Below are 22,262 nucleotides of genomic sequence, written 5' to 3' on the forward strand. Positions count from 1 at the left end.
CCGCTGCGTCGCTGCTTGATGCGCAGAATGCTCCGCATGACGGCTTGTTGCAGTCCGCGCAACCCAGGCAGATAGCGTACCTGGAAAAAGCATTTGCCCCGTCAGATTGTTTACCTGGACGCGGCCGCAGGCAGCGGCCACTCAGTAAGTTATTTATCTCATACTCAAGATGAAAATCGGAATCATCGGCGCTGGTCACATCGGCAGCGCCCTTGCCGGGCGGTTTACCAGCCTCGGCCACTCGGTCCAGATTGCCAACTCGCGCGGCCCCGAGACGCTGAAAGACGTGGCCCAAAAAACCGGTGCTACGCCCGTAACGGCCCAGGAAGCCGCCCGCTTTGGCGAAGTTGTTGTGGTGACTATCCCGCTGAAAAGCATCCCCGACCTGCCCAAAGACCTATTCGAGGGCGTGCCGGCCAGCGTGCCGGTGATCGATACCAGCAACTACTACCCGCAGCTGCGCGATGGCCAAATCGCGGAGCTGGAAACCGGCGACCTCACCGAAAGCGAGTGGGTGCAGCAGCACCTGGGCCGCCCAGTAGTGAAGGTATTCAACAACATTCACTCCGAGCGCCTCGCCAAAGCGGGCAAGCCCGCCGGCGACCCCGCCCGCTTTGGACTGCCCGTGGCCGGCGACGATGCCGCCGCCAAGCAAAAAGTAATGCAGCTGGTCGAGGAGCTGGGCTTCGATGCCGTGGACGATGGCACCCTGCACACCTCGTGGCGGCAGCAGCCCGGCACGCCCGTGTACGGCACCGACCTGCCCGCCGATAAGCTGCGGCAGCAGCTCGCCGACCTCGGCACCGAGCGCACCGAGGCGCAGCACGCCGAGTTCCTGGCCAACCATGCCGAGCTGGAAAAGAAAATGATAGCGCAGTACGGCTCGCAGCGCGGCGACGAGTAGCAGAAAAGCAAAAACCCCGTTTCCAGGCTGGAAACGGGGTTTTTAGTGGTCGCGTTAGGAATCGAACCTAAATCAAGAGCTTCGGAAACTCTCATACTATCCGTTGTACGACGCGACCGGATTGGGTTGCAAAAGTAGCACCAAAAGCCGGGGAAGCCAAATTTTGGCCGGCTTTTCTTGCGATTAGCAGTTGGTAAGTAACCCTGAACGAGAAAAGTCAGTTTAGCCTTTCATCCATCGTTTTTCTTTTTCCTCTTATGGAAACCACCAAAAAAACTCTCTACACGGCCGATGCTACGGCCGTTGGCGGCCGCAGTGGCCATGTGCGCTCGGCCACGGGCATCATCGACCTCGATATGTCGGTTCCCGAGGGCCTGGGCGGCAAAAAAGGCGCTACCAACCCCGAAGAACTGTTTGCGGCCGGCTACTCGTCGTGCTTTCAGCAGGCGCTGCTCGTTATCGCACAGCGCGCCGGCGACAAGCTCGACCCCGGCACGGAAGTAAAATGCTCGGTTTCGCTGTTTCAGGAAGGCGAAGGCTATGGCCTCAGCGCCATTCTGGACGTGGACCTGAAGTCGTTTGACCGCGACAAAACCATCGAGATGGTGCGCCAGGCGCACAAAATCTGCCCCTACTCGGTAGGCACCCGCGGCAACATGGAAGTGGAACTGAAAGTGCAGGGCGAAGCTATTCCGGTAGCGCCCGAGGAGAATGCTGGTGTAGCCGAAAAAGGTGACGCCGTAGCTGCCTAGTGCCTGTAGAGTAAGCTTTAGCTTACCATTGTTAAAAACGACTAAAAAGCCCTGCTGATGCCCAATCAGCAGGGCTTTTTGCTGCCTTACCTGATGGATAAGCTTAACCTTATGAGCGCTTCTATAGTATGTTCAGCTTATTCACCATTTTTTCATCTTTCACATGGATTTACAGACTACACTTCACTGGGTGTACGTGGCCCTGATGCTGGGCGGAGCACTTTTATTCTGGGTTTGGAGCCGCGACCCCAAGGGCGTGCCGCAATACGAGTATAGCATTGCCATGATGATTCCCATCTGGTCGGCGCTGGCCTACTTAGCAATGGCGATGGGCCAGGGCAAAACCGAAGTGGCCGGCCAAACCACTCACTACGCCCGCTACGCCGACTGGGTGGTGAGCACCCCGCTGCTACTGCTGGCGCTGGCCTTCACGGCCATGTACTACGTGCCCAAAGAAAAGCGTAGCGTCACGCTGCTCGCCAGCCTGGCGGGGGCCGATATCGTGATGATAATCTGCGGTCTGCTCGCCGACCTTTCCGAAAATTCCACGGCGCGCCTCACTTGGTTTTTGTGTGGCGTGGGCGCATTCGTGGCCGTAGTGTACCTCATTTGGGGGCCGCTGCGGCGCATTGCCCAGGAGAGCGACCCCGAGCTAGCGGCCGGCTATACGCGGCTCACAGCTTTTTTGAGTGTGCTGTGGGTGTGCTACCCCACCATCTGGGCGCTGGGGCCGTCGGGGCTGGGCGTGCTGGGCCAAACCCTGGAAACGGCGCTGTTTGTATTCGTGCCATTTCTGTCGAAGGTAGGCTTTAGCATTTTGGATTTGAGTTTTTTGCGCAAGCTGGGCCCACCAAAGATGGCTAGCGTTTAGCTTGCCAGTGAATAGAAAAGCCCCGCTGACGCATAATCAACGGGGCTCTTCTATGTACTGGCAAGCTAAAGCTTACCCTACAAGGCCGACTACTCGGCCAGTACTTCTTTCACGCGCTCGGCGGCGTCTTTCAGCAGCACGGCCGATTTCACTTTCAGGCCGCTCTCGTCGATGATGCGGGCGCCTTCTTCGGCGTTGGTGCCTTGCAGGCGCACGATGATGGGCACGCGGATGTCACCGATTTTCTTGTAGGCTTCTACCACACCGTTGGCCACGCGGTCGCAACGCACGATGCCGCCGAAGATGTTGATGAGGATGGCCTTCACGTTCGGGTCCTTCAGGATGATGCGGAAGCCGGCCTCAACCGTCTGGGCGTTGGCTCCACCGCCTACGTCGAGGAAGTTGGCGGGCTCGCCACCGCTCAGCTTGATGATGTCCATGGTGGCCATGGCCAGGCCGGCACCGTTTACCATGCAGCCCACGTTGCCGTCGAGCTTCACGTAGTTCAGGTTCGACTCCGAAGCTTCCACTTCCAGCGGGTCTTCCTCGTTGAGGTCGCGCAGGGCCACGAAGTCCTTGTGGCGGTAGAGGGCGTTGTCGTCGAGCGTCACCTTGGCGTCAACGGCCAGGATTTTGTTGTCCGACGTTTTCAGCACCGGGTTAATCTCGAACATGGCCGAGTCGGTTTCGTCGTAGGCCTTGTAGAGGGCCGTTACGAACTTCACCATTTCCTTGAAGGCATCGCCCGAGAGGCCGAGGCCGAAGGCGATTTTGCGGGCCTGGAAGCCTTGCAGGCCCACGGCGGGGTCCACGAATTCCTTGTGGATTTTGTCGGGATGCGCCTCGGCTACCTCCTCGATGTCCATGCCACCCTCGGTGGTGTAGATAATCACGTTCTTACCCGAGGTGCGGTCGAGCAGCACGCTCATGTAGAATTCCTGGGTGGGGCTTTCGCCAGGGTAGTACACGTCCTGGGCAATCAGCACTTTGTGTACTTTGCGGCCTTCGGCACCCGTCTGCTTGGTCACGAGCTGCATGCCGATAATCTGGCCGGCGATGTCTTTCACCTGCTCCAGGTTTTTGGCGAGCTTCACCCCGCCGCCTTTGCCCCGGCCGCCGGCGTGAATCTGGGCCTTGATAACGTACCAGCTGGTGCCGGTTTGCTCGGTGAGCTTTTTGGCGGCTTCTACGGCTTCTTCGGCCGTGTCGGCGGTGATGCCTTCCTGAACGCGAACGCCGTATTTCTTCAGGATTTCCTTGCCTTGATACTCGTGAATATTCATCTGAGGGGGAGGTGGGGTACTAAACTTGGGGGCGAAGGTAGTGCCCGTAGCCTAACCCCCGTTCGCTTTGCGCGTAGCTTTGCCGGTAATCCGCCTTATTTATTCCCTTCCCGCCTTGCTGCAAGCTATCAATATTCGTAAGAGCTACAACTCGTTGGAGGTGCTCAAGGGCATCGACCTCACCATTGAGCGCTCCGAGATTGTGAGCATCGTGGGCTCGAGCGGCGCGGGCAAAAGCACGCTGCTCCAGATTTTGGGCACGCTCGACAACCCCGATTCGGGCGAGGTGATGTTCGATGGCGAATCCATCAGCAGCCTGGGGCGCAACGACCTGGCGCGCTTCCGCAACCGCCACATCGGCTTCGTATTCCAGTTTCACAACCTGCTGCCCGAGTTCACGGCCCTCGAGAATGTGTGCCTGCCCGCCTTTCTGGCCGACCGCTCGGAAAAAGAAGTGCGCGTGCGCGCCCGCGAGCTGCTCGGCCTGCTCAACCTCGACCACCGCGCCGACCACAAGCCCAGCGAGATGAGCGGCGGCGAGCAGCAGCGCGTATCTGTAGCGCGCGCTCTCATCAATTCGCCCGAAATAATCTTTGCCGACGAGCCCAGCGGCAACCTCGACTCGCGCAACGCACAGGAGCTGCACGAGCTATTCTTCTGGCTCCGCAAAGAGTTCGGCCAAACGTTCGTCATCGTCACCCACAACGACACGCTGGCCCAGATGGCCGACCGCACGATTATCATGCGCGACGGGCACATTCTGGAGGAAGCGCGGGCAAACCGGATTGCGTAGCGGCCGCGTTACCCCACCCCCGGCCCCTCCCCTCCGGGAGAGGGGAGCCGGACGTTTACAACGTTGGTTTTTAAACAGGAAGAGCCTGCGGTGTACTGCCGCAGGCTCTTCCTGTTTTTATACTGAATTACAGCAGCTTGCGATAGGCTCCCCTCTCCCGGAGGGGAGGGGCCGGGGGTGGGGTAACTCGGCTGACGAGCCTCAAATATTTCCTTACCCCGTTTGCGAATGCCAAATTTTTTAGCTTACATTTGCTCAACTAAAAGCGAAAGCAAAAATTATTTTCTCTTTTCGCCTAAGTTGCTGAACAACAACACAAAATTTTACTAAAAAACGAGGCCATTACTGGCACCTTTTCCAGACCCCAAAGGTTAAGTAGTCGTATATGAGCAAGCAACCTGCAAACCCCGAAACTACCGTTATGAACGAGGCCCCCAAAACCCCGAAAGACACCGCGGCTACCAAGAAGGCGGCGCGGGTGGAAAGCTACGACATCGCTAAATCGGATGAGACGCTGGACCTGGCCAAGGACTTAGCGAAGTTCATTAAAGAGAATAAGCTCAGCACCCAGGTGCAGGGCAAAGAATTTGTGAACGTGGAGGGCTGGCAGTACGCCGGCTCGCGCCTGGGCATCGTGCCCATCGTGGAGCACGTCATCAACGTCAGCAGCGACCAGGAAATTAAGTACCAGGCCAAGGTGACGCTGTTTGACATGCGCTCGCAGCACACCGTGGGCGCGGGCTTCGCCATCTGCTCCAACAAGGAGAGCGGCAAGAAATTCTACCAGGAGTTCGCCATCGCCAGCATGGCCCAGACCCGCGCTATCGGTAAGGCCTACCGTAACATCCTGGCCTGGATTATTCGCGCCGCCGGCTACGAGCCCACGCCCGCCGAAGAAATGGAGTACACCGGCAACGTGCCCACTGCCCCGGCCATGACCGTGGCTGCCGAGCCCGCCGTGCCCCTCATGCGCGCCACCACCAACGCCCCCGTTGCCTCGGTAGAGGCTCCGGCCGCCGAGGCTGCCGCCCCGGTGCAATATGCCACGGCGTCGCAGAAAGAAGAGATTATCCGCCTGCTGAACCACCCGCTCATCACGCGCCAGGAAAAGACGAAGATGTTGCTCAATATCAACCGCCTTGATGAGGAGCGCGCTACCCAGGCCATTGCCAAGCTGCGCAAGGCTATCGAGGACCGCGAAGGCACGTCGGCCGTGGCCGCGTAAGCTGAGTTTTATAGAAATGAAAAGGCCTGCCGCGATTGCGGCAGGCCTTTTTGTTGCTGTAGCGCTAAGCTCCAGCTTGGCGAGTGAGCGAAGCGAACATCTACGCTTGTCAACGTTCGCTTACGCCACTGCTCACTTCACTCGCTCGCCAAGCTGGAGCTTGGCGCTACTACTGAATCCCGTTCCGCGTCAGCGCGGCTTGGTAGCGGCGCGCGTTCAGTAGGTGGTCTTCCTTATTGGTGGCAAAGGCGTGGTAGCCGCTGAAATCCTCCTTGGCGCAGAAATACAGGTAGTTGTTTTCCTCGGGGTGCAATACCGCGTCGATACTGCTGATACTGGGCAGGTTGATGGGGCCGGGCGGCAGGCCGGCCACGCGGTAGGTATTGTAGGGCGAGTCTTTTTGCAGGTGTACGTTGAGCACGCGCTTGATGCCAAAATCGCCGTTGGCGTAAACTACCGTAGGATCGGCTTGCAGCTTCATGCCGCGCTTGAGGCGGTTGAGGTACACGGCCGCGATGCGGGGGCGCTCGTCGGCGTGCTGCTGCTGCTCGGCCTCCACAATGCTGGCCAGCGTGCTCACCTCCACGCGGGTGAGGCCCAGCTTTTCGCGGGCCGCATCGCGGGCGGGCGTCCAGAATTTCTCGTACTCCTTTTTCATGCGCTGCATGAGGTTGGGGGCCGAGGTATTCCAGTAAAGCTGGTAGGTGTTCGGGATGAACATCGAGAGCACCGTGGTGGTGTCGAAGCCCAGGCTCTTGGTGTAGCTGGGGCTGCTCAGCAGCGAGTCGATTTGCTTGGGCTGGGCGTCGATTTGCTTGGAGAGCTTGCTGGCCAGCTCGTGGCGCAGGCGCACGTTGGTGAACGTGAGCATGAGCGGCGACTGGCGGCCCGATTTCAGCAGGTTGATTACTTGTCGGTTGGTCATGCCACTCAGCAGCTGGTAGCGGCCGGGCTTCACGGCGCCGGGCTTGTTGTAGCCCATGAGCTTGCCCACGAAGTGCAGCGACAGCGGGTCGATGATGACTTTTTCGCCGCTCGTTTTCACGCTTTCCACGGCGCGCAGGGCCTTTTGCCAGTCGTCGCCCCGGTGAATGAGCACGAAGGCCGGCTGGTCGTGGGTATCGACGTTGGTAGTATAAAAAATCTGGAAGAAGTAGTACGAAAAGCACACCAGTATCAGGCCGATGATGATACTCACCGTGGCAAACCGATTGCGCCGGCGAATAGAATCGGCTTTGTACTCAAGGGCGGACTTTTTGACAGGGGATGCCATGAAAATGCAGAAAGTGAGCCTCAAAATTACGCACCGGCCCAAACTCCGGCCGGCGTGCCTGAGCAAACTCAATTTCCCGCTTTAAAAATCCGTAGTACCTTGCCTGCCGTATGAAGCCCGTCGGGCTTCTGTCCGCTTTTTTCTGACCCTCCCTATCCACTTTATGGCTGCTACGCTGCTTCGTATCCACCCCGAAAACCCGCCCCAAAACCGCATTCTGCAAGTAGTAGAAGTGCTGCGCAAAGGCGGGCTCATTATTTATCCCACCGATACGGTGTACGGCATTGGCTGCGATATCAACAACGCCAAAGCCGTTGAAAAACTCTGCCGCATCAAAGGCATCAAGCCCGAAAAGGCTGATTTGAGCTTTATCTGCCACGATTTGTCGCACATCAGCGACTACGCCCACGGCATCACTACGCCCACCTTCAAAGTACTGAAAAAGGCCCTACCCGGCCCGTTCACGTTCATCTTCGAAGCCAGCCCCAACGCCCCGCGCTACGGCGGCGTGAAGCGCAAGACGGTCGGTATCCGGGTGCCCGACAACCAGATTGTGCGCCAGATTGTCAAGGAGTTTGGCACGCCCATCGTGAGCACCTCAGTGCGCGAAAGCGAGGAAACGCTCGAAGAGTACGTGACCGACCCCGACCTGATTTTTGAGAAATACCGCTCGCTCGTGGACCTCGTCATCGACGGCGGCTTCGGCGGCAACGTGCCCAGCACCATCGTGGACTGCACCAACGACGACTTCGACCTCGTGCGCCAGGGCCTGGGCGACATTGAGCAGTTTTTGTAGGGATTGGATTGTTTAATGGCTGAATGGCTGCATTGTTGAATGGTTTTCCAACCAGTTTAACAATGCAGCCATTTAACAATCCAGCAGTTCAACCATTTAACAATTCACCCATTCACCCATTCCCCCGCTTATGCTTCCAGCGCCGGTGCGTCCAGAGGTATTGCTCGGGCGTGGCGTGCAGGTCGGTTTCCAGGCAGCGCACGAAGGCCTCGGTGATGGGGTAGCGCTGGGCTTCTTCAGTCGCATCAGCGGCCGTAGCAGCAGCTTGGCCATCGGGTAGCTCGGTAAATTTTATCTCGTAGTAGCCGCGCCGCACGCGCCGGATGCCCACGTAGAGCACCGCGCAATTGAATTGCTGGGCTAAGCGCTCGGCGCTGGTGTAGAAGCCGGCGTCCTGGTGCATAAAATCAGTCCAGTACGGACGGTCTTCGGGGCCGGCGGCCTGGTCGGTGAGCAGGCTGAGGGTGCGGCCCCGGCCGCGCTGCTGCACAAGGTAGCGCAGGGTGCTGAGCATGGGCACCGCGTCGGCCCCCAGGCGCGTACGCAGGTGGCGCATAAAATGCTCGAAGAACTTATTATTGAGCGGCTTGTACACGCCCGCCGAGCGCCCGCCAAACTCTAGCGCCGCGCCCGAAAGTATCCACTCCCAGTTGCCCCGGTGCGAGCCCAGCGAGAGCACAAAGCGGTTTTCGGCAAAGTGCCGCGTCATTAGTTCGGGGTTAACAAAGCGCATCCGCCGCTGTAATTCGGCCGGTGAGATGGCAGCGAGCTTCAAGATTTCAACTATCACCTGCGCGAAATGCCAGTAGAACCGCCGCCCGATGCGGTGGATTTCCGCCTCACCTTTCTCGGGAAATGAATTGCGCAGATTCTCCAGCACCACGCGCCAGCGGTAGCGCACCACGTAGGCCAGCAGCAAGTAAATCAGCCACGCTACCGCGTACAACACGCTGAGCGGCAGGCACCCCAGCGCCAGCAGCAACCACTGCACCGGCCGGTAGTACCAGGCAAAAGGCGTTTTAGATTCACTCATCGGAGGCCGCCCGCCCCGGCCGGGGCGTACTCGGTGAGGCTGCGCTCGCCGGCGCGGCTTTGGGTAGCTAGTACCTTCTTGGTAGCCGCGTCGCGGGCTTCAATGGTGAGCGTAAACGGCCCTGCTGGTAGGTAGCCAAGCGGCAATTCGCCGGCTAGGGAAGTAGGCCGGCCCACGGCGGGGGTCACGGCCGCGGCGTCGGCATCGGTGGCGGTGCCATCGGGGGCGGCGAGGTGGTAGTGCAGCGTTACCGGCCGGCCGGCCGGCAGTTGATTGAGCTCGGTGTAGAAATACAGTCCCTCGGTGCCCCGGCCGTAGTAGCCGCCCGGCGCCCGCGTGAGCAAGTAGCCGCCGCGGTTAAATACGCTCTCGCCGGTCGTTTTCACGGCGGGCTTACTCAGAAATACGATGTCGCTGAACTCCGGCTTTTTGGGCGCACTCACTACCAGTTGCTGCTCTACCACGGTTTCGCCGTTGGTGGCTTTGTACTGGTCGCGTACCTTGCCGCGCAGCGTGTAGGTGCCATCGGGCACGGTCACGCGCTTGAGGAAGCTGAGTGGGTTTTTGATGCTGATGGTAGTGTCATTCAGCACGGGCGGCTTCAGGGTCACGGTTTCGTGCCAGGCCGACGTGCCATCAGCTTTCAAAATATCCAACTCGACTACCGCCGACGACTGAAACGACTTCGGCGCCCGCTGCCGGTAGGTGAGCGGCTGGGTGGGCACAGTCACGGAAATCTCGACTTCGCCACCTTTCTGTACCTGGTCGAGGTTGCGAAAGCGAGCTACTTCAAGAATCAGCTGCGGCGGGGCGGCGTGGGCGACGGTGGCGCTAGCCAGGGCCAACGGGAAAAGCAGAAAGCGCATAGGGCAAATTTAAGCGTAGAACGGAGTGCGCTACTATTGTGCATAAGCCGTGCCGGGCGCAAAACGGAGTGCCACTCCGTTCTACACTCCTACCTTGCGGCCATGTCCGTTGTCTTGTCCGAGCTGCACTACTTGCCGTCCATCCCTTATTTCCAGCAATTATTAACCGCCGATGCGCTACTGCTCGATGCCCACGAGCACTACCACAAGCAGACGTATCGCAACCGCTGCCTCATCCTCACGGTACAGGGGCCGCAGCCGCTCACGGTGCCCGTGGTGGATGGCGCGCGCTCCGAAAAAGTCTGCACCAGCGAGATTGAAATCGACTACAGCCAGAACTGGATGCACCGGCATTTTCGCACGTTGCAAACGGCGTACAATAGCTCGCCTTATTTTGGCTACTACGCTGACTACTTGCAGGATATTTACGCCAGCAAGCCTGCTTTGCTCTGGGATTTGAACCTCGAAATGCTACGCCTGCTACTGCGCTGCCTGCGCTGGCCGCTGCCCATCGAACTCACTACGCAATACCTCTCCCCTACCCCATTACTCATTCACTCATTCACTCCCTCACTCATCGACAAACGCGACTTCCTGACACCCAAAGGCGCTGTTGATTCTCTTGGACCTGACAGTACGTCGCAGCGGCCGTATTTGCAAGTGTTTGGCCCCGCATTTGTGCCAGGGTTAAGCGTGCTGGATTTGCTTTTTATGCACGGGCCGGCGGCGGGGCAGTTTTTGTAAAGTACGCGCTACTTCATTTAGTTATCCCGAACCTTCGCCCGAAGCAGCTTGTTTTCCAGCTATCAATCGCTTACTTCCGTATCGGCGTAACGTAACTATTCGGTAGCATTCCGGTAGAAGTTATTCAGACGGCTTATACTTATTCTTGCTTGCATGGAAGCTAAATTTTCAAACCGCGTCAAGGAGGTTATCTCCCTTAGCCGGGAGGAGGCCATCCGCCTGGGGCACGACTATATCGGCACCGAGCACCTGCTGCTGGGCATGATTCGTGAAGGCGAAGGCACGGCGCTGGGCTTGCTCAAAAAGCTGGGCGTGGCCACCGACGAGCTGAAGTTTGCTCTTGAGCAAGCCACGCGTAACACCGCCTCGACCCAGGGCACCAGCATCACGGGCTCGATTCCGCTGACCAAGCAGACCGAGAAGGTGCTGAAAATCACGTATCTCGAAGCCAAGATTTTCAAGTCGGAAATCATTGGCACCGAGCACTTGCTCCTCTCGATTTTGCGCGATGAGGACAATATTTCTTCCCAAATTCTTTCCAAATTCAACGTGAACTACGAAACCGTGCGCGACTCGCTCGACTACCACGGCGCCGCTCCGAACACGACCGGCCCCAAGGCCGAGCGCCCGGATACCGACGACGATGATGACCGCCTGTTTGGCCAGGGCCAGGGAGGCCGTGGCCAAGGCCAAGGCAACCAGGGTGGTGGCGGAGCTGCTGGCACCCGCAAGGCCGGCGAAAAATCGCGCACTCCGGTGCTCGATAACTTCGGCCGCGACCTCACCAAGCTGGCCGAAGAAGACAAGCTCGACCCCATCGTGGGCCGCGAGAAAGAGATTGAGCGCGTGGCCCAGGTACTGAGCCGCCGCAAAAAGAACAACCCGATTCTGATTGGTGAGCCGGGCGTAGGTAAAACGGCTATTGCCGAAGGCCTCGCGCTGCGCATCATCCAGAAGAAGGTAAGCCGCGTGCTCTTCAACAAGCGCGTAGTGACTCTCGACCTTGCGTCGCTGGTAGCCGGTACCAAGTACCGCGGCCAGTTTGAGGAGCGCATGAAGGCCGTGATGAACGAGCTGGAGAAGTCGCCCGACGTGATTCTGTTCATCGACGAGTTGCATACCATCGTGGGTGCCGGCGGGGCTTCGGGCTCGCTCGATGCCTCGAATATGTTCAAACCGGCCTTGGCCCGCGGCGAGATTCAATGCATCGGCGCCACCACGCTGGACGAGTACCGCCAGTACATCGAGAAAGATGGCGCGCTGGCCCGTCGCTTCCAGATGGTAATGGTGGACCCCACCACCCCCGAGGAAACGATTGAGATTCTGCACAATATCAAGGATAAGTACCAGGACCACCACCATGTGGTGTACACGGACAAGGCCATTGAGCAGTGCGTGAAACTGAGCGACCGCTATATGAGCGACCGCTTCCTGCCGGACAAAGCCATCGACATTCTCGATGAGGCTGGTGCGCGCGTGCACATCAACAATATCGTGGTGCCCGAGGATATTCTCAAGCTCGAAGAGCAGATTGAGAACATCAAAGGCGAGAAAAACCGCGTGGTAAAATCGCAGAAATACGAGGAAGCCGCTAAGCTCCGCGACACCGAGAAGAAGCTATTGGAGCAGCTCGAAACGGCCAAAAAGTCGTGGGAAGACGAGACCAAGAAGAAGCGCTACACGGTGAAAGAGGAAAACGTGGCCGAGGTAATCGCCATGATGACCGGCATTCCCGTGAACCGCGTGGCCCAGAACGAAGGCGAGAAATTGCTGAACATGGGCCAGGAGCTGAAGGGCAAGGTAATCGGCCAGGACAAGGCCATTGCCCAGCTCGTGAAAGCCATCCAGCGCACCCGCGTGGGCTTGAAAGACCCGAAGAAGCCCATCGGCTCATTCGTGTTCCTCGGCCCGACGGGCGTGGGTAAGACGGAGCTGGCTAAGGTGCTGGCTACCTACCTCTTCGACAAGGAAGACGCGCTGGTGCGCGTGGATATGTCGGAGTACATGGAGAAATTCAGCGTATCGCGCCTGGTGGGCGCGCCTCCCGGCTACGTGGGCTACGAAGAGGGCGGCCAGCTGACGGAGAAAATCCGCCGCAAGCCGTACTCGGTTATCCTGCTTGACGAGATTGAGAAGGCGCACCCCGACGTGTACAACTTGCTGCTACAAGTGCTGGACGACGGTATCCTGACCGACGGCCTGGGCCGCAAGGTGGACTTCCGCAACACCATCATCATCATGACCTCGAACATCGGGGCGCGTGATTTGGCGGACTTCGGCGCGGGCATCGGCTTCGGCACCAAGGCCCGGCAGGAGAACATAGACGAGATTACGAAGGGCACCATCACCAACGCCCTGCGTAAGACTTTCTCGCCTGAGTTCCTGAACCGCCTAGACGACGTGATTGTCTTCAACTCGCTGGAGAAGCACGACATTCACAAGATTATCGACATCAGCCTCAACAAGCTCCTCAACCGGGTGCTGACCCTGGGCTACCGTGTCGAGCTCACCGAGAAAGCCAAGGATTTCGTGGCCGACAAAGGCTACGACCCCAAATACGGCGCTCGCCCGCTCAACCGCGCCATCCAGAAGTACATCGAAGACCCGATTGCCGAGGAAATCCTGAAAGCGCAGGTGCTGCACGGCGACATCATCACGGCCGACCACGAGGACGGCAAGGATGAGCTCACCTTCTCGATAACCAAGAGCGAGGAGAAGCCCAACCTACCCAGCGACGAGCGGCCCGAAGAGGCCCCCTCGGAGCCCGAGGCTGGCGAGTCGAAGTAGTAGATTAAGTGATTGAGAAAGGCCGGTTACCGCGAGGTAGCCGGCCTTTTTTTGCGTTTTGGGCTAATCGGCCGCTACCGGAGCGGTGACTTGCGCATGTGGGGTTGCGCCTGCTTTCTATCCGCTGGCGCGGGTGGCACGCTAAGGTGCACAGCTACCTGCCAACTCCTGCTGGCAGCGCTACCTGATTTTGACTACCAAATAGGCATCCAAGATAAATTGTCGCCAAATAAATACAATTATTACTTACGGCTTATTCAAAAACAGTTAGGCTTTTTTTACTGATGAGCATAACTAAACGATATAAAAAATAAACTTTGATAAATACAATAAATGCAATTATTAAGCTACAGCGTCATTATTAAATCAAGCCAATAATTTTGCTTCAAATAGGCCTTTTTTCTGGCTTTTGTCAAATTTTTATTTATTTTTGCCAGTGCTTACAGGCGACCAATTGAACTATCTGAAGTATAACAGTGCTTCACTCACAAAGTATCTTAAAAGTCATTCCTGAAAAGAACTATGCATAAATCACCTCAATTTTTTATTGATTTAATGCAATTTCATTCCAGCATCATGCTATGCGGCAGGCGTAGCAGGGAGGTGTACACAGCCCGTTTCTAGTCCTCGATTCAACAATTTTTATTAGTTACTGATGAAAGAATTATTACCCGCCTGGCTTTTGGCGGCGCTACTGGTCGGGGCTACTCCCGCTGTGGCCGCCCCCGGCATCGTGAACCAGACGACGCCCGTGCTGCCGGCCAACGCCGCCCGCACGCCTATCGCTAGCCTCACCGCCAGCGGCACGCCGACCCGCTACAACATCACCTCGCTACCGGGGGGCGGCACGCTCTACGTGAACAACGTGGCCGTGACGGCGGCGCGCAGCCTCACGCCAACCGAGGCTACGCAGCTGTCCTTCCTGCCCTCGGGCACGGCGGGCAACTACTCGTTTACCTTCACGGCTACCGATGGCACGGGCACGAGCGCGGCCGCTACCTACGCCCTGACCGTGGGGCTGGCTACCTGCGGGCAGGCGGCGGGGCTGAACTTCTCGACCCGCACCACGGGCGAGAACTGGAAAACGGCGCAGTCGGCCACGGCGGGCAGCGTAACGGTGGCCAGCAGCGCCTACGTGGCGGGCGATGGCACCAATACGTTGCAAATTGACAACGTGCAGAACGGCAACCACAGCGCGGCACTGACCTGGTTTACGGACTACGTGACCAAGCAGGGCAGCACCTCGCAGGTTACGTTTACGTTTAGCCGGCCGGTGTCGGGCTTTTCTATCGCGGTGCAAGACATTGATGCGACGTCCTCCAACCTGACCACGTCGACCTTCATCGACCAGGTGCAGTTTGATGGCTACGTTAGTGGCTCGGCCACGCCTATTGCCTTGGCGAGCAGCAATATTAAGCTGGGCAGCGCGAACACGTTTTCGGGCAATAACTGCGTAACGGGCACGGCAGCCAGCGCGGCCACCCCGGCCGACAACGTTATTGTGACGTTTCCGCAGGCCATTACCAAGCTCACGCTGACGTATCGCAACGTGCAAACGGCGGCCAACGACCCAGCCCAGCAAGCCATCGGCATCCCATCGTTTGGCTGGTGCGCCGAGGCCGACGTGGCCACTACCCTGGCCGGCCCCGCCCGCGCCCAGGCCGGCAGCCAGGTCACTTACTCGGTGACTACCACCAACAACGGCCCCGACCTGCCCGCCAGCCTGACGCCGACGCTGCAACTGCCGACCGGCCTGACGGGCCTGACGGTGAACAGCGGCGGCAGCTACAATAGCGCCACGGGCCTGGTGTCGTTTTCGACCATCGCCAACCTGCCGTTGAACACGGCGGTGCCGAACAGTGTGACCTTCACCATGCCGGCGTCGAACGCGGTATCGGGCACGGCCGCCTATCAGAGCGCGGTGCTCGATAACACACCTGCCAACAACTCGGCTACCCTGGCCACCACCCAGAACCGCGCCCCCGTGGCCAGCGACGTGACCAATTCGCCGGCCATTTTGAGCAGCACTACGAATCCGACCAACATCGCGCCCTTCAACGCCAGCGACCCCGACGCCACGGCTGGCAACACGACCATCGCCTCGTTTACCATTGTGTCGCTGCCCACAGCGGCACAGGGCACGCTGTACGTGAACGGCTCGGCCGCCACGACCGGGCAGGTGATAAGCGTGCCGACTTCGGCCACGGCCAGCAATCCCGGCTACCAGCTTTCCTTCGTGCCCAACGGCACGTTTTCGGGCAATGCCACCTTCACCTACCGCGCCACCGACGACGCGGGCGCGGTTTCTAATACAGCTACCTACGCGGTGCCCGTGACGCCGGGTGCCGACCTGGCCTCGACGGTAGGCGGCCAGCCGTTGGGCGTGGAAGGCCAGTCGAAAAGCTACAGCGTGACGACGACCAACAACGGCCCCGCCACCGCTACTAACGTGGTGCCGACGTTGACGCTTTCGAACAAGCCGGCCTTTAGCAGCGTGACCGTGACCAACGGCAGCTACGACGCTACCACGGGTATCATCACCTTCAACGCGACGCCCTCGCTGGCCAGCGGCGCGGCGGTGGTCAATTCCTTCGCGCTGGTCGTGCCTTCGTCGCCGAGCAGCTTTACCGTGACGGCGGCCAGCACCAGCGCCACCGCCGACCCCACTCCGGCCAACAACAACGGCACGGCTGCGGCGGCGGTGCTCACCGTGGCCGTGTCGCCCATCGGGCCGGCGGGCGTGGCCAGCGCCTGCGGCACGCCCGGCCGCGACGGTTCGCCCACCATCACCACCAACCCCAACACCTACTACCCCGCCACCAACCAAGTGGTAGCGGCGGGCGCGACCTCGCTGAGTTTGGGCGCGGCCGTGGGCACGACGCCCATCGCGGCTGGCGACTTGCTGCTGATTATCCAGATGCAGGGCGCGGACATCGACTACTCGAACACCGACGCTTATGGCGACGGGGTAACGGGCGGCCTGGCCACCGGCAACCTGAGCAACGCCAACTTCGTGGCGGGCCAGTATGAGTATGCGGTGGCCGGCGCGGCCCTGCCCCTGGGCGGCGGCACCCTCACCCTCACGGCGGGCCTCACCAAAAGCTACCAGAACGCCAACGCCACGGCCACGGCCGGCCAGCGGCGCTTCCAGGTGGTGCGCATTCCGCAGTACCAGAACCTGACCGTGAGCGGCACGGTAGCCCCTGCGGGCTGGAACGGCAGCACGGGCGGCATCCTGGCCCTCGACGTAACGGGGCAACTGGCCTTTGCCAGCGGCGCTAAAATCGACGCCTCGGGCCTGGGCTTCCGGGGGGGCGCGGGCCAGCGCCTGGTGGGTGCCACCGGCCTCACCAGCACCGACTACCGCTCGGTGGCCGCCACGTCGGCCACCTCTACCGTGGGTGCCCACGCCATGAAGGGCGAAGGCACCGTGGGCACCCCGCGCTACGTGAACACCGGCGCGGCCGTGCTTGACACCGGCACCGACGGCTACCCCAGCGGCAGCGCGGGCCGCGGTGCCCCCGGCAACGGCGGCGGCGGCGGCAACGCCAGCGACCCCGGCGCCAATGCCCAGAACTCGGGCGGCGGCGGCGGCGGCAACGGCGCGCGCGGCGGCCGGGGCGGCAACGCCTGGCAGAGCAACGCGGCCGTGGGCGGCGAGCTGGGCTCGCCCTTCAGCCTGCCCAGCACCAGCCGCCTCATTTTGGGCGGCGGCGGCGGGGCCGGCGTTACCAACGACGGCACCGGCACCGGGCCCACGCCGGGCTACGCCAGCAGCGGCGCGGCGGGCGGCGGCATCGTGCTGGTACGCACCGGCTCGGTAGCTGGCGCGGGCACGATACTGGCCAACGGGGCCAACGCCAACAACACCGTGCAATACGACGGCAGCGGCGGCGGCGGCGCGGGCGGGGCCATCCTCGTCACGGCCAACAACACGGCCAGCCTCAGCGCCCTCACGCTGGCGGCCAACGGCGGCAGCGGCGGCACCAACACGGGCACCAACGCCAACGGCAGCGATGCCCACGGGCCGGGCGGCGGCGGCGGCGGCGGCATTGTGCTCACCAACGCGGCCCCCGGCAGCGCCAGCGTAGTGGGCGGGGCCAACGGCACCACCACCAACGGCATCGCCTACGGGGCGGCGGCGGGCGGCGCGGGCATTGCCAACGGCCAGGTGAGCAATAGCATCGCGGGCAGCGCGTCGGGCATCAATTGCAGCACCGACGTAGTAACCGTCATTTCGGCCCCGAGCGCGGCTACCGCCGGCCAAACGGCCAACCTCTCGGTAAGCTTTACCAACAATGGCGGGGTAGCGGCCACAGCCGTAACCCGCACCGTAACGCTGGCTTCGGGCGACGTGCTGAACCCGGTGAGCAACGTAGTAGCGCCCGGCAGCAGCAGCATCAGCCTGCCCGATGCGGCCGGCACCGTCACCATCACCTACCCCGGCGTGTCGCCGCTGGCGGGCGGCAGCAGCGCCTCGTTTGGCATCTCCTACGTGGCCCCCGGCACCAGCAGCGTGGTGGCTACTTCAAACATCACCACCAGCACGGCCGAGCCCGTAACCAGCAACAACACCAGCACGGCCACGACGGCCATCAACGGCTTTGCCGACGTGGTAACGGCCGTATTCGGCCTGAGCTCCTCGACCACGGGCCGGCCCACGGCCACCTACGCCGCCGTATTTGCCAACAACGGCCCGGCCCAGGCGGCCAATGTGACGCGCACCGTGACGCTGCCCGCCGGCGCTACGCTCAGCAGCATCCAGCTGCAAGCCATTCAGAGCCAGGGCGGCAGCTACAACAGCAGCACGCAGGTTATCGACTTCGGCACGGTGGCTACGCTCGACAGCAAGGCCACCAGCGTCTTCCAGTTTGGCTACACGGCTTCGAACACGGGTAGCGTGGCCAACGTCGTCAGCACCACCAGCACTACTACCGCCCAGGATGCCAGCAACGGCCCCGGGGCCGCGCCCGACCAGTTTGCCTTTGCCGTGACCAACAACGCGACCTCGGACCTGGCTACCAACGGCGTGGCGGTGTCGGCCAGCTCGGTGCGGCCCGGCCAGCAGGCGTCATTTACCTTGAACTTCATCAACTACGGCCCGGCCGACGCGGCGAGCGCCCTGCGCTACGCCCAGCTCACGCCCGGCCTGAGCGGGGTGTCGGTTACGAACGACGGGGTGTACGACCCGGCCACGGGCATCATCACCTACCCCTCGATTGCTATGGCCAACGGGGCCTCGGCACCCTCCACGGTTACGTTTACGGCTCCGGCCGGCGGGCCGGTCAACATCAGCGGTAGCCTGAGCGGCGGCGGCAACTCGGCTTCGTCGGGCATTTTCGGCAACAACCAGGCTACGGGCAGCATTGCCGTGGAGCCGGTGGCCGACGTGGCCACCACCATCAGCGGGCCTGCCACCGCGGTGGCCGGCAACCTGGTAACGTATGCCGTGACCACGGCCAACAACGGCCCGTCGGCCGCCGCCGCGGTGGTGCAGACGGTGCAGCTGCCCCGCAACCTGAGCGGCGTGTTCGTGTCCAACAACGGCGCGTACAACGCCAGCTCGGGGGTAGTTACCTTCCCGGCCCTGGCCTCGCTGGCCAGCGGCGTGGCGCTCAACAATACGGTTAGCTTCGCCATGCCGGTGGCTTCGTTCACGGCTTCGGCCAGCGTAGCTACTACCACCACGGAGGTAGCCGGCACCACGGCCAACAACTCGGCCTCGGCCCCGGCTACCAGCTCGACCTCGGCCACTACCGACCAGGCCAATGTGTACACCTTGCTGAATTTCTCGGACAAGAACGTGGCCCCCGGCACGCCGCTGACTTTCAGCGTCGTGACCGGCAACTACGGCCCCCAGTCGGCCCAGAACGTGGTGCAGCAGCTGTCGCTGCCCCCCGGCCTGAGCATCAGCAGCATCTCGGGCGGTGGCACGTATAATGCTGCTACCGGCGTGATTACCTTCCCGGCCCTGGCCAGCCAGGCCAGCGGAACCAGCGTAACCAATACGGTGGTGCTGACGGCCCCCGCCACCGGCCCGCTGGTGGCCATGGCCAGCGTAGCGAGCGCTACCTCCGACCCCATGCCGGCCGACAACGTGGTGAGCCGCAACGTTGACATCCTGAGTGCGGCCGACGTGGCTACTACTTTGGTAGGCCCGGGCGTGGCAGCATCTACGCAGGTGCCGACCTTCACGGTGATGACCCTCAACAAGGGCCTGGTGCCCGCCCTCAACGTGGTGCAGACCGTGTCCATCCCGGCCGACTTTAACCCCGCCGACGTGACGGTGAGCAACGGTGGCACCTACGACCCCGCCACCGGCGTCATCACCTGGCCCAGCGTGGCTGCGCTGGGGGTAGGCGAAGCGAAGACCTACACCTACAGCTACGTGGCCCCGGCCCTGCCCTCGACCGATGCCAGCGCCCCGCGCACCATCGTGAGCCGCGCCAGCGTCACGACGGCCTCGGCCGACGCGGTGAGCGCCAACAACTCGGTAGCCGTGGGCACCGACATCAAGTGGAATGCCGACGTGAACGTGGCGGTGGCAGGCCCCACCACGGCCGTACTCGGCAATAACGTGACCTTCACGGTATCGACCATCAACAACGGGCCGGCCCCGGCCGCCAACGTGGCTACTACGGTGCGTATTGCTACCGGCCTCACCAGCGTGGTAGCCAGCGGCGGCGGCGTGTATGACGCTGCTACCGGCCTGGTTACGTTCCCCACCATCGCCAGCCAAGTGGCCGGGCCCACGGGTGCCGTCACCAACACCATCACGGTGCTGGTGCCCGACCGGCCCATCATCGGGGTGTCGGCGGCGGCTAATAACGCGGCCAACGACCTCAACCTGACCAACAACGCCGCTACGCTGGTTATTCCGGTATCGCCGCGCACCAGCAGCCAGGCCGATTTGCAAACCACTATTGCCGCGAACGTGTCGTCGCAACTGGCCGGGCAGCCCATCGTGCTCACCGTAACGGCCACCAACGCCGGGCCCGGTGCCTCGAACCTGCGCGAGCGGGTAACGCTGCCCGCCGGCCTCAGCGGCGTGACGGTGCTCGACGCCAACGGCAGCGCCCTGCCAACGGCCTACGATGCGGCCAGCGGGGTTGTGACTTTCCCGGCGGTTACCAACCAGCCGGCAAACACTACCCTCACGTACCGCATCACCGTTAGTAACCCCGGCAACGACCCGCTCGTGGCCACGGCCGTTATCAACGGCAACCTCTCGGACCCCACGCCGGGCAACAACACGCAGTCGGTGAGCGTGGCCATCGTGCCCGTGGCCGACGTGGCTACCCGCCTCAGCGGCCCGGCCACCACGCTGCCCGGCAGCCTGGCTACCTATCAGGTAGTGACCCTCAACAACGGCCCCTCGCCGGCCAGCGCCGTGGTGCAAACCGTACAGCTGCCCACCGGCCTCACCGACGTGAGCGCCTCGGGCGGCGGCACCTACGACGCGGCTTCGGGCCTCGTTACCTTCCCCCGCATTGCCACGCAGGCGGTGGGCAAGTTTGGCGAGGTTACCAATAGCATCAGTTTCACCTTCCCCACCACGGCCTCGACCCTCACGGCCACCGTGGCGAGCAACACGGGCGAAAATGGCGCTACCGCCAATAACAAGGCAGCCGTGACCACTACGCTGGCCGACCAGCTGCCGCTGGCCAACACCATCACCAACCGCCTGCAAGCCCCCGAGGGCAACACGGCTAATCCGCTGGCGATTTCGGCTCTCACGGGCTACGACGCCGACGGCTCGCTGCGCTCGTTCACCATTGCCTCGCTGCCCGCTACCGGCACGCTGGCGCTCAATGGCACGGCCGTGCAGGTAGGCCAGGTTATCAGCGGGGCCAACGCGGCCGGCCTCACCTACGACCCGGTGGCCACGTTTGTGGGCAATGCCTTCTTCACCTACTCAACCACCGACAACCTGGGCGTAGTCTCGGTGCCCGCGCTGTATACCATTGCCGTGGGGCAGGATAATGCGTCGCTGTACACCACGACGCCGGTGAAGGGCGGGGCCAACCCCTACCAGAACGGCGACGTGCTGGCCAACGTGTTCGACGTGAACGGTGGCACCTACGACGCGGTAACGCTCACCGACAACGGCGTGCGTAGCGCCAGCTCGCCCGACAACTCGCTGCCCGCCGGCACCCAGCTCGACCCGGTGACGGGCCAGCTGACGGTAGTGGACCGCACCTTGCTCGTGACGGGCACGTATCCCGTCACCATCACGACGGTAGACGCCCACGGCGGCATCACGACCCAGACCGTGCCGGTGCAAATCGGGGCCTACCCCCTGCCCGTCGACCTGACGCGCTTCGACGCCCAGGCCGCCAGCACCGATGCCCTGCTCAACTGGGCCACGGCCCAGGAGCGGCGCAACGCCGGCTTCCAGCTTGAGCGCTCGTTCGACGGGGCTACGTTCTCGCCGCTCGCCTTCGTGGCGGGGGCCGGCACCAGCACCCAGGCGCACACCTACGCCTACACCGATGCGGGCGTGGGCGAGCAGCACCGCACCGTGTACTACCGCTTGCAGCAGCGCGACCTCGACGGCAAAACCAGCTACAGCCCGGTGCGGGTGGTAGCCTTCGCACCGCAGGCCGCCGCCGCCAGCGTGAGCCTCTACCCGAACCCCGCCGCCGACCAAACCACGCTCGACCTGACGGCGCTGCCCGCCGGCACCTACCAGGTGCGCGTGCTTGACCTGGCCGGCCGCCTGCTGCAACGCCACACCCTGAGCGGCGGCCTCAGCCACCAACTCACGGTAGGCGAGCTGCCCACCGGCTCCTACCTGGTGCTGATTTCCAGCGACACGCTGAAAGTTTCGCGCCGCCTGAGCAAGTTCTAGGGGCTGGTACGCTGGGTATTTCAAACAAAAAACGCTGGCCGCTTGGCCAGCGTTTTTTGTTTGCTTAGGGGCGAGCGCTGCCGG

13 protein-coding genes and 1 tRNA gene are annotated in these 22,262 nt (G+C 61.7%); 9 read left to right on the forward strand and 5 right to left on the reverse strand.

Annotation, left to right across the window (positions count from 1 at the left end; all coding sequences use genetic code 11):
* The first annotated feature begins 169 nt into the window (after positions 1-169).
* The gene (locus VFO93_RS21615; RefSeq protein ID WP_325136457.1) at positions 170-904 is read left to right on the forward strand and encodes an NADPH-dependent F420 reductase; all 735 of its coding nucleotides are present in this window, start codon (positions 170-172) and stop codon (positions 902-904) included.
* Between the two features lie 46 nt (positions 905-950).
* Here the strand turns inward: VFO93_RS21615 and VFO93_RS21620 are convergent.
* Positions 951-1,022, reverse strand: a tRNA-Arg gene (locus VFO93_RS21620).
* A gap of 139 nt (positions 1,023-1,161) precedes the next feature.
* On the opposite strand from VFO93_RS21620, the gene VFO93_RS21625 reads away from it, so the two are divergent.
* Both VFO93_RS21625 and VFO93_RS21630 read left to right on the forward strand, forming a co-directional pair.
* The gene (locus tag VFO93_RS21625; RefSeq protein ID WP_325136458.1) at positions 1,162-1,656 is read left to right on the forward strand and encodes an organic hydroperoxide resistance protein; all 495 of its coding nucleotides are present in this window, start codon (positions 1,162-1,164) and stop codon (positions 1,654-1,656) included.
* Between the two features lie 163 nt (positions 1,657-1,819).
* Positions 1,820-2,527, forward strand: a complete 708-nt coding sequence (locus VFO93_RS21630) for a bacteriorhodopsin (RefSeq protein ID WP_325136459.1) — start codon at positions 1,820-1,822, stop codon at positions 2,525-2,527.
* Between the two features lie 89 nt (positions 2,528-2,616).
* On the opposite strand, the gene sucC is transcribed toward VFO93_RS21630, so the two are convergent.
* On the reverse strand, positions 2,617-3,810 hold the full coding sequence (sucC, locus tag VFO93_RS21635; protein WP_325136460.1) for an ADP-forming succinate--CoA ligase subunit beta: 1,194 nt from the start codon (positions 3,808-3,810) through the stop codon (positions 2,617-2,619).
* Between the two features lie 115 nt (positions 3,811-3,925).
* Here sucC and VFO93_RS21640 point away from each other — a divergent pair, with 115 nt between their 5' ends.
* Both VFO93_RS21640 and VFO93_RS21645 read left to right on the forward strand, forming a co-directional pair.
* Positions 3,926-4,603 carry an ABC transporter ATP-binding protein gene (locus tag VFO93_RS21640; RefSeq protein WP_325136461.1) on the forward strand — a complete coding sequence of 226 codons (678 nt, stop codon included), beginning with the start codon at positions 3,926-3,928 and terminating at the stop codon, positions 4,601-4,603.
* A 421-nt stretch (positions 4,604-5,024) separates the two neighbouring features.
* Complete coding sequence (locus tag VFO93_RS21645; protein ID WP_325136462.1) at positions 5,025-5,828, forward strand: hypothetical protein; 804 nt, start codon at positions 5,025-5,027, stop codon at positions 5,826-5,828.
* A gap of 169 nt (positions 5,829-5,997) precedes the next feature.
* Here VFO93_RS21645 and mltG read toward each other — a convergent pair whose 3' ends face one another.
* Positions 5,998-7,101, reverse strand: coding sequence for an endolytic transglycosylase MltG (gene mltG / locus VFO93_RS21650; RefSeq protein WP_325136463.1), 1,104 nt, complete (start codon positions 7,099-7,101; stop codon positions 5,998-6,000).
* 163 nt (positions 7,102-7,264) lie between these two features.
* On the opposite strand from mltG, the gene VFO93_RS21655 reads away from it, so the two are divergent.
* Positions 7,265-7,897 (forward strand): L-threonylcarbamoyladenylate synthase, encoded by a 633-nt coding sequence (locus VFO93_RS21655; RefSeq protein ID WP_325136464.1) that lies wholly within the window; start codon positions 7,265-7,267, stop codon positions 7,895-7,897.
* Between the two features lie 112 nt (positions 7,898-8,009).
* Here the strand turns inward: VFO93_RS21655 and VFO93_RS21660 are convergent, their stop codons facing one another.
* Positions 8,010-8,930: a lysophospholipid acyltransferase family protein gene (locus VFO93_RS21660; protein WP_325136465.1), complete on the reverse strand. Its 921-nt coding sequence runs from the start codon at positions 8,928-8,930 to the stop codon at positions 8,010-8,012.
* Positions 8,927-9,796 carry a hypothetical protein gene (locus tag VFO93_RS21665; protein ID WP_325136466.1) on the reverse strand — a complete coding sequence of 290 codons (870 nt, stop codon included), beginning with the start codon at positions 9,794-9,796 and terminating at the stop codon, positions 8,927-8,929. Before VFO93_RS21665 ends, VFO93_RS21660 begins: the two co-directional genes overlap by 4 nt.
* A gap of 102 nt (positions 9,797-9,898) precedes the next feature.
* On the opposite strand from VFO93_RS21665, the gene VFO93_RS21670 reads away from it, so the two are divergent.
* The 3 genes from VFO93_RS21670 to VFO93_RS21680 all read left to right on the forward strand — a co-directional run bounded on the left by VFO93_RS21670 (position 9,899) and on the right by VFO93_RS21680 (position 22,178).
* Positions 9,899-10,540, forward strand: coding sequence for a WbqC family protein (locus VFO93_RS21670; RefSeq protein ID WP_325136467.1), 642 nt, complete (start codon positions 9,899-9,901; stop codon positions 10,538-10,540).
* A 153-nt stretch (positions 10,541-10,693) separates the two neighbouring features.
* Positions 10,694-13,327, forward strand: coding sequence for an ATP-dependent Clp protease ATP-binding subunit (locus VFO93_RS21675; RefSeq protein ID WP_325136468.1), 2,634 nt, complete (start codon positions 10,694-10,696; stop codon positions 13,325-13,327).
* 655 nt (positions 13,328-13,982) lie between these two features.
* Positions 13,983-22,178 carry a T9SS type A sorting domain-containing protein gene (locus VFO93_RS21680; RefSeq protein ID WP_325136469.1) on the forward strand — a complete coding sequence of 2,732 codons (8,196 nt, stop codon included), beginning with the start codon at positions 13,983-13,985 and terminating at the stop codon, positions 22,176-22,178.
* Positions 22,179-22,262: the final 84 nt, after the last annotated feature.

It is taken from the genome of Hymenobacter sp., assembly GCF_035709525.1.
Classification (GTDB): Bacteria; Bacteroidota; Bacteroidia; order Cytophagales; family Hymenobacteraceae; genus Hymenobacter.

Bases quoted from the DNA above. Each gene is read 5' to 3' on its own strand.
- VFO93_RS21625 (WP_325136458.1), top strand. From the start codon at position 1,162: ATGGAAACCACCAAAAAAACTCTCTACACGGCCGATGCTACGGCCGTT.
- VFO93_RS21660 (WP_325136465.1), bottom strand. From the start codon at position 8,930: ATGAGTGAATCTAAAACGCCTTTTGCCTGGTACTACCGGCCGGTGCAG.
- sucC (WP_325136460.1), bottom strand. From the start codon at position 3,810: ATGAATATTCACGAGTATCAAGGCAAGGAAATCCTGAAGAAATACGGC.
- VFO93_RS21675 (WP_325136468.1), top strand. From the start codon at position 10,694: ATGGAAGCTAAATTTTCAAACCGCGTCAAGGAGGTTATCTCCCTTAGC.
- VFO93_RS21630 (WP_325136459.1), top strand. From the start codon at position 1,820: ATGGATTTACAGACTACACTTCACTGGGTGTACGTGGCCCTGATGCTG.
- VFO93_RS21680 (WP_325136469.1), top strand. From the start codon at position 13,983: ATGAAAGAATTATTACCCGCCTGGCTTTTGGCGGCGCTACTGGTCGGG.
- mltG (WP_325136463.1), bottom strand. From the start codon at position 7,101: ATGGCATCCCCTGTCAAAAAGTCCGCCCTTGAGTACAAAGCCGATTCT.
- VFO93_RS21670 (WP_325136467.1), top strand. From the start codon at position 9,899: ATGTCCGTTGTCTTGTCCGAGCTGCACTACTTGCCGTCCATCCCTTAT.
- VFO93_RS21615 (WP_325136457.1), top strand. From the start codon at position 170: ATGAAAATCGGAATCATCGGCGCTGGTCACATCGGCAGCGCCCTTGCC.
- VFO93_RS21665 (WP_325136466.1), bottom strand. From the start codon at position 9,796: ATGCGCTTTCTGCTTTTCCCGTTGGCCCTGGCTAGCGCCACCGTCGCC.
- VFO93_RS21655 (WP_325136464.1), top strand. From the start codon at position 7,265: ATGGCTGCTACGCTGCTTCGTATCCACCCCGAAAACCCGCCCCAAAAC.
- VFO93_RS21645 (WP_325136462.1), top strand. From the start codon at position 5,025: ATGAACGAGGCCCCCAAAACCCCGAAAGACACCGCGGCTACCAAGAAG.